The organism is Streptococcus sp. HMSC071H03, from assembly GCF_001813035.1.
Taxonomy (GTDB): domain Bacteria; phylum Bacillota; class Bacilli; order Lactobacillales; family Streptococcaceae; genus Streptococcus; species Streptococcus anginosus.
The window spans coordinates 82,851-93,403 of sequence record NZ_KV811169.1; the positions used below are offsets into that span (position 1 = coordinate 82,851).

At 39.5% G+C, this 10,553-nt stretch carries 10 protein-coding genes and 1 pseudogene; 5 read left to right on the forward strand and 6 right to left on the reverse strand.

What is annotated here, in order from left to right:
• A partial coding sequence (gene mutY / locus HMPREF2887_RS07595; protein ID WP_084741066.1) for an A/G-specific adenine glycosylase occupies window positions 1-1,105 on the forward strand: 1,105 nt, incomplete at its 5' end.
• Between the two features lie 115 nt (window positions 1,106-1,220).
• Here mutY and HMPREF2887_RS07600 read toward each other — a convergent pair.
• From HMPREF2887_RS07600 to HMPREF2887_RS07620, 5 genes and pseudogenes are all read right to left on the reverse strand, one after another.
• Window positions 1,221-1,568, reverse strand: a complete 348-nt coding sequence (locus HMPREF2887_RS07600) for a DUF6568 family protein (protein WP_049533767.1) — start codon at window positions 1,566-1,568, stop codon at window positions 1,221-1,223.
• 391 nt (window positions 1,569-1,959) lie between these two features.
• Window positions 1,960-3,678 (reverse strand): phospho-sugar mutase, encoded by a 1,719-nt coding sequence (locus HMPREF2887_RS07605; protein ID WP_057489692.1) that lies wholly within the window; start codon window positions 3,676-3,678, stop codon window positions 1,960-1,962.
• Window positions 3,679-3,857: 179 nt separating this feature from the next.
• Window positions 3,858-4,420, reverse strand: a pseudogene (locus HMPREF2887_RS07610) (ECF transporter S component).
• Window positions 4,404-4,955 (reverse strand): phosphopantothenoylcysteine decarboxylase, encoded by a 552-nt coding sequence (coaC, locus tag HMPREF2887_RS07615; protein ID WP_003029349.1) that lies wholly within the window; start codon window positions 4,953-4,955, stop codon window positions 4,404-4,406. Before coaC ends, HMPREF2887_RS07610 begins: the two are co-directional and overlap by 17 nt.
• The gene (locus tag HMPREF2887_RS07620; RefSeq protein WP_057489691.1) at window positions 4,952-5,644 is read right to left on the reverse strand and encodes a phosphopantothenate--cysteine ligase; all 693 of its coding nucleotides are present in this window, start codon (window positions 5,642-5,644) and stop codon (window positions 4,952-4,954) included. The genes coaC and HMPREF2887_RS07620 overlap by 4 nt, the downstream gene beginning before the upstream one ends.
• A 137-nt stretch (window positions 5,645-5,781) precedes the next feature.
• Between HMPREF2887_RS07620 and HMPREF2887_RS07625 the strand changes: the two genes are divergently transcribed.
• The 3 genes from HMPREF2887_RS07625 to HMPREF2887_RS07635 all read left to right on the forward strand — a co-directional run bounded on the left by HMPREF2887_RS07625 (window position 5,782) and on the right by HMPREF2887_RS07635 (window position 8,753).
• A complete protein-coding gene (locus tag HMPREF2887_RS07625) occupies window positions 5,782-7,452 on the forward strand; it encodes a formate--tetrahydrofolate ligase (protein ID WP_057489690.1) in 1,671 nt (556 codons plus the stop codon).
• A 103-nt stretch (window positions 7,453-7,555) separates the two neighbouring features.
• On the forward strand, window positions 7,556-8,098 hold the full coding sequence (locus HMPREF2887_RS07630; protein ID WP_021001781.1) for a GNAT family N-acetyltransferase: 543 nt from the start codon (window positions 7,556-7,558) through the stop codon (window positions 8,096-8,098).
• A gap of 1 nt (window position 8,099) precedes the next feature.
• Window positions 8,100-8,753 carry a DNA alkylation repair protein gene (locus HMPREF2887_RS07635; RefSeq protein WP_021001780.1) on the forward strand — a complete coding sequence of 218 codons (654 nt, stop codon included), beginning with the start codon at window positions 8,100-8,102 and terminating at the stop codon, window positions 8,751-8,753.
• A gap of 193 nt (window positions 8,754-8,946) precedes the next feature.
• Here the strand turns inward: HMPREF2887_RS07635 and HMPREF2887_RS07640 are convergent, their stop codons facing one another.
• Window positions 8,947-9,639: a YoaK family protein gene (locus HMPREF2887_RS07640; RefSeq protein ID WP_003024212.1), complete on the reverse strand. Its 693-nt coding sequence runs from the start codon at window positions 9,637-9,639 to the stop codon at window positions 8,947-8,949.
• A 346-nt stretch (window positions 9,640-9,985) separates the two neighbouring features.
• Between HMPREF2887_RS07640 and HMPREF2887_RS07645 the strand changes: the two genes are divergently transcribed.
• A partial coding sequence (locus HMPREF2887_RS07645; protein WP_084741005.1) for an aspartate-semialdehyde dehydrogenase occupies window positions 9,986-10,553 on the forward strand: 568 nt, incomplete at its 3' end.

Genomic DNA, 10,553 nt, shown 5'->3' on the forward strand with positions numbered 1-10,553 from the left:
AAAATTATTAGCTTGGTATGATGAAAATAAGCGCGATTTACCTTGGCGGAGAAGCAGCAATCCTTATCATATCTGGATTTCAGAAATTATGCTTCAGCAAACACGGGTAGATACGGTTATTCCTTACTATGAGCGTTTTTTAGCCTGGTTTTCGACAATTAAAGATTTAGCAATGGCTTCAGAAGAACGTTTGCTTAAAGCTTGGGAGGGGCTAGGTTACTATTCGCGAGTACGCAATATGCAACAGGCTGCTCAGCAGATTATGACAGATTTTAGTGGCGAGTTTCCTCACACTTACGAGGAGATTTCTAGTCTGAAAGGAATTGGTCCTTATACAGCAGGAGCTATTGCAAGTATTGCTTTTGGCTTGCCTGAGCCAGCGGTTGATGGGAATGTTATGCGGGTCCTGAGCCGTTTATTTGAGGTGAATTTGGATATTGGTGTCCCTGCTAACCGAAAGGTTTTTCAAGCGATGATGGAAATTCTGATTGACCCCCAAAGACCGGGAGATTTCAACCAAGCTTTGATGGATTTGGGCTCAGATATTGAAGCGCCTGTCAACCCTAGACCTGAGGACAGTCCAGTAAGGGAATTTAGTGCTGCTTACTTACATGGAACAATGGATAGATACCCTATCAAAGCTCCTAAGAAAAAACCTATTCCAGTTTATTTGTATGGTTTGATTATCCAGAATAATCAAGGAGAATTTCTTTTAGAGAAAAATGAAGCAAGCAGTCTTTTATCAGGATTTTGGCACTTTCCTTTGATTGAAGTAGACGAATTTTCGGATGATGAACAGTTATCCCTTTTTGAAGTAGCAGAAAATCAAGTTGCAATTGAATTATCTCCTCAAGAAAGCTTTGAGCAGGATTATGATGTGGTAGTGAATTGGCAGGAGCAAGCTTTTCCGACAATTCAACATGTGTTCAGTCATCGCAAGTGGCAGATTCGTTTGCTTTATGGTCAGGTAGTAAATGCTACGGAAATGCCTAAACAGGAACAAGTTTTATGGTTGCATCCTGATGAATTTGACAACTATCCATTTGCTAAACCTCAGCAAAAGATGTGGCAAGCCTTTCAAAAAGGAAAATTAAAAGGAAATTAAATATTAAGAGACAGGGACGATATGATCTCTGCCTCGTTTGGTGATAGTAAAAAGTTACTGCTTAGTTAGTTTATAATATACTTTGAAGCTGGAAATTTTAATTCCAGCTTCATTTTTATAAGTTAGCGAATGACTTGATTTCCTCAGCCGTCATAGAAGAGTCACAACGGACAGCTACTTGGCTATTCTCTGTGTGTAAAAATCCTGGCACAGTTGGGATTCCATATTCGGAACGAAAAGCTTGGAGTTCTTCCAGTTCACTAGGTTCCTCACTGTTGATAAAGAAAATGTATGCTTGGGTTTCAGCGACAACACTAGCTAGCGTAGTGGCGAATTTACGACAGTAAGGGCACGTTTTACGCCCAATGAAAAAAGTTGCGTTTTCTTTATTTTCAATGGCTTGTCGGGCACGTTCTACAGTCGTGACTTCTAAATCTTTGATATCTTGCGTAAAATTATCCATAAAATAACCTCATTTCTTTTGCTCATTCTAGTATGCCACAAATAGGAAAATAATGCAGAGATTTGAAATGAAATGTAAAATATTGAAAGAGAAGTGAAACAGAACTAGAAACTGAAAATTTTAATTGTCATCCTCTTATCTCAAGACTCCGCTATAAAATGTTTCCCAGCTATTTTGTATAGTCTCCCCTGTAACGTTGAGCAAATGTTAAAAAGCGAAAAGACTTTGAGACCTACTTCGAAAGCTCTGTCCGCCATCTTAAAGCAGCGTTTGAGCAATTATCTGTCATTTGTTACAAGACAATTTCGAGTCTGAGACACTCTTGTCCCAGACTCGAAGTTTGAATATTGTAGAAGTTAGACTGAGAAATCAAAGCCTTCTTACTTTTTGCTTATTTTACAAAATCATTGATTTCTGCTTCAATTTTTGCAATTTTTGCTTGAGCGTCTTGGCTGGAATTTCCGACAACAGCAATGTAGAATTTGATTTTTGGTTCAGTTCCTGAAGGACGTACAGCAATCCATGAACCATCAGTAAGTGTGTATTTTAATACATCGCTTGGTGGAGTTGTTAATTTCGTTACATCGCCGTCAGAATCAGTAGCAGTTTGTGCTTTGAAATCTTCTGTGATTGCAACAGCAGTAGCGTTAAATTCTTTTGGTGCATTGTCACGGAACTTGCTCATAATAGCTTTGATTTGTTCCGCGCCATCAACACCAGACAGAGTAACTGAAATCGTCTTTTCAGCATAATAACCATATTCTTTGTAGATTTCTTCAATTCCGTCTGCAAGAGTTAAGCCGCGAGAACGGTAGTAAGCTGCAAGCTCAGCTACGACCAAAACAGCTTGGATAGCATCTTTGTCACGTACAAATGGTTTAATCAAGTAGCCAAAGCTTTCTTCAAAGCCCATCATGTAAGTGTGATTGTGTTTTTCTTCAAATTCTTGAATCTTTTCGGCGATAAATTTGAAACCAGTTAAGACATTGAACATGGTTGCGCCGTAGCTTTCAGCAATCTTGGTTACAAGATCGGTAGACACAATGGATTTGCAAAGTGCTGCATTGACAGGAAGTGTTCCAGCAGTCTTATGCGCTTCAAGGATATACTTAGCCATAATTGCACCGATTTGATTTCCTGAAAGATTGCGGTAGCTGCCGTCTTTTTGGAGAACTTCAACGCCCACACGGTCAGCATCTGGGTCTGTTGCGACAAGGACATCCGCACCAACTTTACGCCCTAATTCTTCAGCGAGAGCGAAAGCAGCTTGGTTTTCTGGATTTGGTGATTTGACAGTGGAGAAGTCTGGATCTGGCACGCATTGAGCTTCAACAACCTGAACAGAATCAAAACCAGCTTGAGCAAATGCTCGACGTGCTAACATTTCACCTGTACCGTGAAGCGGAGTGTAGACGATTTTCATGTCTTTGCCGTATTCTTTAATCAATTGTTGGTTGATGTTGACGTCTTTAACTTCTTTTAGGTATTCAATATCGACATTTTCACCGATGATTTCAATCAATCCAGATGCTTTTTCTACTTCAACATCAGCTACTTCAATGGCAAATGGATTTTCAATAGCACGAATATAAGCTGTTAGAGCATCAGCATCATGAGGCGGCATTTGACCACCATCTTCACCATAGACCTTGTAACCATTAAATGGAGCAGGATTGTGGCTAGCAGTAATCATAATTCCAGCAAAAGTTCCTAAATGGCGAACTGCAAATGAAAGTTCTGGTGTTGGACGGAGACTTTCAAATACATAAGATTTAATGCCATGTTTTGCTAAAACAGCAGCAGATTCAAAGGCGAATTCTGGTGAGAAGTGGCGAGAGTCGTAAGCGATAGCGACACCGCGTTTTTTGAAATCTTCGCCTTTTTCGTCAATCAAACGTGCTAAACCTTCAGTTGCCTGACGAACGACATAAATATTGATACGATTCGTACCAGCACCTATCAGACCACGCATACCAGCAGTACCAAATTCAAGATTAGTATAAAATGCATCTTCTTTTGTTTTTTCATCCATTGAATCCAATTCTTTACGAAGATAGTCTGGAAGTTCTGCAAAATCAAGCCATTTTTTGAAATTTTCTTGGTAAGTCATTACGAAATCTCCTTTTTAAAATAGGAAAGCTTATGAAAAATCAGTGAAAACAGGAAATATCATTGCTTATTTAATAAAGGAACGAGCATATCCATTTTTCTCAATTTTTCAGCTTTCTGCATATGTTTAACCGTTTTCATTATAGCATTTTTCCATAAAAAAATCACGTTTTCACGTGATTATTTTCTAACTTTTTCAAGAGCTGGGATAATAGTAACTGTCAGAACCGCAGAAATAATCATTTCAGCAATAGAATTGGTTGAAATGACAGAGGCAAGCAGCAACTGAATGTTTCCGTTATACACTTTGGAGAATAGCAGGAAAATCCCTCCTAAAACAAATATGGTATTTGTCAACGAACCGACTGTTCCAGCTAAGATAAGTCCGGTCTTATTTTTAAGATATTTATAAACAAAATAAGGAGTGACTCCGATTAAGATTCGTGGAACGAGGGCAATGAGGAGTGAATAAATATTCCCATTAGGTACAAACGGGCTAAACAAGTAACTGGTTGGCAAGAGAACAAGTGTGTTCGTAACCAGACTAATGATACCCATTAGCGCCCCTAAAATAGCACCTACTTTTGGTCCATATAAAATACTTGCAATAATAACGGGAATGTGGACAATCGTTGGTTTGATCGGAACAGGGAATAGGTTAAATATTACTGAACTCAATAGATGAATGACGAGCATAATCGCAAAAAGATAGCAATTTGAGCAATATTAGATTGTTTCTTCATAAATCATTTCCTTTACTTTTTTTATAATTGTTTCTATATCAGCAAGTGCGCCGATTCCTTTGTCACCACAAGCGAGGACGGTTTCTATAGGCTGAATGATTTGCCAGCCATATTTTTCTAATTTAGATAGATTTTCTTGAGTGATTGGATTTTCATACATTTTTGTATTCATAGCGGGAGCCAGCACTTTTTTAGCTATTGATGGCAGAGCAAGTGCGGTACTGGTTATCATATTGTCTGCAAAGCCATTGGCTAATTTAGCGATTGTATTGGCAGAAGCAGGTGCAACTAAGAAAAGATCCGTTTGCTTGGCAATTTCAATATGATTGACCTTGTTTGGCGCAGGCTCGTCCATGACGTCTGCATGTACTACATTTTTCGACAATACCTGCAAAGTCAGTGGTGTAATGAAATTTGTAGCTGCTTGAGACATCAGAACAGTTACATTTAGATCGTCTTTTGTCAATTGACTGACCAAGTCGGCAGCTTTATATGCAGCGATACTTCCTGTAACAGCTAAAGTAATATGTTTCATAGATTGTCCTTTGCGTGAATGTGTGTTACGAGTTGTTGAGCGATTTCCTCTTTGGTGCTGGCTTCTATGACAGAATTTTCTTTGACCAAGTAAGCATGATGTTGATTATTAGAAATATCATACAAGTCATTTGCCACAATTATTTCTGCTTTGTTTTTTATGAAACTAGCACGAGCAACTGACAGTAGTTCTTCCTTAGAAACATCAACTAAGAGTTTAAAACCAATTAGATGGATATCGGGATTCCATTTTTTGACTTGGCTAATAATTTTTGGAGTTTGCTTGAGAAAGAGTACTTGGTATTCATCTTTTGATGAAATCTTGCCTTGATCATTGGTCTTATTCAAAAATTCTGTTAAATCCTGTGAAGCAGTAATTTGATCAAAACCTGTCATGTAAATAGGCGTGTAGTCAGAGACGGCCATTGAATGAATCAAAACATCATGAATTTTGACCAAAGACTGCATTGTTTCTAGCAAATCCTGAACATTTTCAATGATTTGAATGGTTAAATTTGGATGAGCAGCAGGTTTGACAGCACTCTGTGTAGTGATTAAGGTGACCTGATCACCTTGTGTTAAAAAACTCTCTGCAATAAGAGTACCAAGTCTTCCTGTTGAGTGATTCGTAATAGAACGAACTTGATCAATTTTTTCGCTTGTTCCGCCAGAAGTAATCAATAGTTTCATAACTAAATTTTACACAAAAAAACTTAATTCGTAAATAGAAAAGACTTTCCCGAACGTTTTTGAGAAGTTTAGCTTTGAAAGTGTTTGTTTTCTTTATTTTTTGGTATAATAATCCTATCAAAACTGGAGGATTCCAAATGAAAACGGATATAGAAATTGCTCAGAGCGTTGACTTACAGCCGATTGCTGATGTAGTGAAGAAAGTTGGAATTGATTACGACGATTTGGAGCTTTACGGTAAATACAAGGCTAAATTGTCTTTTAATAAGATTCAGGAATTACAAAAGAATCCAGTTGGTAAGCTGATTCTGGTAACAGCAATCAATCCAACACCGGCTGGCGAAGGGAAATCGACTATTACTATTGGTTTAGCAGACGCTCTCAACAAAATAGGCAAGAAAACCATGATTGCGATTCGTGAACCATCTCTTGGACCAGTAATGGGAATCAAAGGCGGAGCCGCTGGAGGTGGTTATGCACAGGTTCTACCAATGGAAGACATCAATTTGCATTTCACAGGAGATATGCATGCGATTACCACTGCCAACAATGCCCTTTCTGCTTTAATTGATAATCATTTACATCAAGGAAATGCTCTAGGAATTGACCAACGTCGCATTATCTGGAAGCGCGTGGTAGATCTGAATGACCGTGCTTTGCGGCATGTGACAGTCGGTCTGGGCAGTCCGGTTAATGGAATTCCGCGGGAAGATGGTTTTGATATTACGGTTGCATCTGAAATCATGGCTATTCTCTGTTTAGCGACAAGTATTGAAGACTTGAAAGAACGTCTAGCTAATATCGTTATTGGTTATCGTTATGATCGGACGCCTGTTTATGTTCGAGATTTGGAAATAGAAGGTGCTCTTGCTCTCATCTTGAAAGATGCTATAAAGCCCAATCTAGTACAGACTATTTATGGAACCCCTGCCTTCGTTCACGGTGGACCGTTTGCCAATATTGCTCACGGCTGTAATTCCGTTTTGGCAACGACAACAGCTTTGCATTTGGCGGACTACACGGTGACTGAAGCTGGCTTCGGTGCGGATCTAGGGGCTGAAAAATTCCTAGACATCAAAACGCCCAATCTGCCGACTGCTCCAGATGTAGTGGTTATTGTTGCAACTCTTAGAGCATTGAAAATGAACGGTGGTGTCGCCAAAGAAGATCTGACAACTGAGAATGTTGAAGCGGTTAAAGCAGGTTTTGCCAACCTCAAACGTCATGTGGAAAATATCCGTAAATTTGGTGTTCCGGTCGTGGTGGCTATCAATGAATTTGTGACGGACACCCAAGCTGAAATTGCTGAGCTGAAAGCACTTTGTGCTCAAATTGATGTACCTGTGGAATTGGCTAGTGTCTGGGCAGATGGTGCTGACGGTGGATTGGCTCTTGCGGAAGTTGTGGTCAAAACGATTGAAACGAGACCTGCCAAATACACTCGACTCTATGATAATAATCTGACAGTTGAAGAAAAAATCGAGAAAATTGTCAAGGAAATCTATCGTGGAACAAAAATTAATTTTGAAAAGAAAGCAAAAACTCAAATTTCTCAAATTGTCAAGAACGGCTGGGATAAGCTGCCAATTTGTATGGCCAAGACCCAGTACAGTTTTTCAGATAATCCAAATCTTCTGGGAGCGCCAGAAAACTTTGAAATCACTATCCGCGAAGTAGTTCCAAAATTGGGTGCAGGTTTTATTGTCGCCCTAACTGGTGATGTTATGACGATGCCCGGTCTGCCAAAACGCCCGGCAGCCCTCAATATGGATGTTGCACCAGATGGTACAGCTATTGGACTATTTTAAAACGAAAAAGGTTCGAGAGAGCCTTTTCTTTTTGAATTTTGTAAAATATACATGGTGATATACTTCACTTTTATGAAAGTAATAAGAAGAAAGGAACGTTCGGATGAACATCAGATTAGCAAATAAAAACGCCGCCGCTGTTCTTGTAGCTATTTACGCGCCTTATGTGGAGAAAACAGCCATTACTTTTGAGTATGATGTTCCGTCGGTGGAGGAATTTTCTGGCCGGATTGAGAAGACCTTGGAAAGGTATCCTTATCTGGTGGCAGAGGAAGAGGGAGTCATTCTGGGTTATGCTTATGCTTCGACTTATTATGGTCGAGAGGCATACAACTGGGCTGTTGAGCTGTCGGTCTATGTAGCTGATGAGAATTGCGGCAGAGGGATTGGGAAGCAGCTTTATGACAAATTGGAAGAAATTCTTGAACAGCAAGGGTTTGTTCATTTTCTAGCTTGTATTGCTCTGCCGAATGACGTCAGTATTTCTTTCCATAAAAAACGTGGTTATCAGCAAGTAGCGCATTTCCCAAAAATCGGCTATAAATTTGGCTGCTGGCATGATACAGTTTGGTTGCAGAAGAGTTTAGATAAACCAGCAAGACCAATTAAATTATTCAAAGATATGAATGTTGAAAGTGAATGGTAATATGAAAGTAGAAGATATTTTACAAGGATTAAAAGAAGTAGCAAACCCTGAAGATGCTATTCACATGAAAGCATACATGAAAGACCAATTTGAGTTTTTAGGAGTTAAAACACCTGTTAGACGCCAAGTTTCTAAGATATTTTTTAAGAAAAATCACAAGTCTACGATAGATTGGGAATTTGTCAATCAGACTTGGGAGAACCCCTATCGTGAAATGCAATATGCGGTGCTGGATTATTTGCAATTGAAACAAAAAGCTTTGAAACCAAGCGATTTGCTAAAGATAAAGAAATTAGCACAAACAAAGCCATGGTGGGACACCATTGACTTTTTGTGCCGCTCAGTAGGCTTTATTTGCCTGCACTATCCTGAGACAAAGAAATTTGTGTTGGAGTGGAGCAGGGATGAAGATTTTTGGCTGCGGCGCCTTGCCATTGAACATCAATTGCTTCAAAAAGAAGAAACGGATGTCCAGCTGCTGGAGCAAATCCTGATTAATAATCTTAATCAGACCGAGTTTTTCATCAATAAGGCCATTGGTTGGGCACTTCGGGACTACTCCAAGACCAATCCCGACTGGGTGCGGGAATTTATCGAAAAATACAAAGATAGGCTGAGCAAACTCAGCATTAAAGAAGGAAGCAAGTATTTGTGAGATTGATAGATGAGGAAGTTTTTCTATCAGTAGTTAAAAACTGATGAAGAGGATCGATAAATGAAATATCGCAGGCAAGTATTGATGAACTAGCAAAAACCGAACCAATTCTCTTTGTGAGCATTACCCAAGAGGATTGGTTCGGTTTTTTTTCTTACTTAGCTCCTAGTTTGCTTTCGATTTTCATTAAGTGTTAGATATTTTTTTGCTCTAAGTGATGTATATGGTTGTATCTGGTATAATGAATGATAATAATCGTCAAAATAGTAGTGACTGTCCAGATAGCGTATTGATGAATGAAACGTGTGAGAAATCCAGTAAAAATAGCACCGCCGATGAAACTAGCGACAATCATAGAGTAATTAGCCGCTTGCCTTTTAATAATATGTCTACGATCTTTAAAACGAATATATTCATACCAAGCAGTGACCATTCTCCGATAGTTTCCTGAAGTCATCATAATCATGTAGGGATAAGACTCGATTTTTGAGCCTGTATAAGTTAACATGACCATTCCTGTAGAGGTTGCAAATAATATCACCCAGATAAAATAATGAGAGTGAAAGAACGGAAAGAGGAAAGTGATGAGAGTTAACGGTAAGATTCCCCAAGTACGCCAATGTGAACTTTGAGCCTGTTCTTTAAGTAGAATACCAAGGATAAAACCAAAAGTAAAGAAGATAAGTGAAAGAATGCGATAAGCCGTCTTTACGGTTGGACCATCCCAGTCGGCTACAATTAAAAGAATATTCCCTGTTTGGGTTGCGATTAGCGTACTAAATTGCATATGCGAGAAAACATCAAGGCAGCCACCTACAGCTCCTAGCAAGATAGCCATTGTTCGCCTATCTTGAGGCATGGGGACAGGCTGTTTCGTAGTATCCATAACTTTATCCTCCTAAAAACTATTTTACTCTTTTAAGGCACCAATTTCAAATATGGATAAGCTAGAAAATCTCTCATAAAAAATAGTTTGACTTTTAGGATTCTCTATAGTAGAATGCTAGATATGCGATGAGTCGATAGGTGGCGCAAGCCACATATTGAGCATGGGAGGTCATATACGCAGGAGCGGACCTTGATGAGTTGTGTGAACCTGCTCATCACACGTAAGTGCCCTCAATCCCTACTTTTTAGTGGGGATTTTTTTCTTATAAGTCTTTTCAATTCTTTAGAAAAGTAGTATAATACCAGCAATACACAAATTTTTTGAAAATTCAGAGAGGTATGTTATGGGATATACAGTTGCTGTGGTTGGTGCTACAGGTGCCGTTGGAGCTCAAATGATTAAAATGCTGGAAGAATCAAGTCTTCCAATTGAGAAAGTACGCTACTTGGCTTCAGCTCGTTCTGCTGGGAAAGTTTTGAAATTCAAAGACCAAGACATCACAATTGAAGAAACAACGGAAACTGCCTTTGAAGGTGTAGATATCGCTCTCTTTTCAGCAGGTGGCTCAACGTCTGCCAAGTATGCTCCTTACGCTGTTAAGGCAGGAGCTGTTGTCGTTGACAATACCTCTCATTTCCGTCAGAATCCTGATGTGCCTCTGGTGGTACCGGAAGTGAATTCTCATGCACTTGATGCTCATAACGGGATTATTGCTTGCCCTAACTGTTCCACCATCCAGATGATGGTGGCGCTGGAACCTGTTCGTCAGAAATGGGGCTTGGAGCGCATTATCGTATCGACCTATCAAGCTGTGTCCGGTGCTGGTATGGGAGCTATTCTTGAGACTCAGCGTGAACTGCGTGAGGTCTTAAATGACGGAGTCAATCCGCGTGATGTCAAGGCTGAGATTT

Bases quoted from the DNA above. Each gene is read 5' to 3' on its own strand.
- HMPREF2887_RS07620 (WP_057489691.1), bottom strand. From the start codon at position 5,644: ATGAAACTATTGATTACTTCTGGCGGAACAAGCGAAAAAATTGATCAA.
- HMPREF2887_RS07605 (WP_057489692.1), bottom strand. From the start codon at position 3,678: ATGACTTACCAAGAAAATTTCAAAAAATGGCTTGATTTTGCAGAACTT.
- HMPREF2887_RS07630 (WP_021001781.1), top strand. From the start codon at position 7,556: ATGAACATCAGATTAGCAAATAAAAACGCCGCCGCTGTTCTTGTAGCT.
- HMPREF2887_RS07600 (WP_049533767.1), bottom strand. From the start codon at position 1,568: ATGGATAATTTTACGCAAGATATCAAAGATTTAGAAGTCACGACTGTA.
- HMPREF2887_RS07640 (WP_003024212.1), bottom strand. From the start codon at position 9,639: ATGGATACTACGAAACAGCCTGTCCCCATGCCTCAAGATAGGCGAACA.
- HMPREF2887_RS07625 (WP_057489690.1), top strand. From the start codon at position 5,782: ATGAAAACGGATATAGAAATTGCTCAGAGCGTTGACTTACAGCCGATT.
- coaC (WP_003029349.1), bottom strand. From the start codon at position 4,955: ATGAAACATATTACTTTAGCTGTTACAGGAAGTATCGCTGCATATAAA.
- HMPREF2887_RS07635 (WP_021001780.1), top strand. From the start codon at position 8,100: ATGAAAGTAGAAGATATTTTACAAGGATTAAAAGAAGTAGCAAACCCT.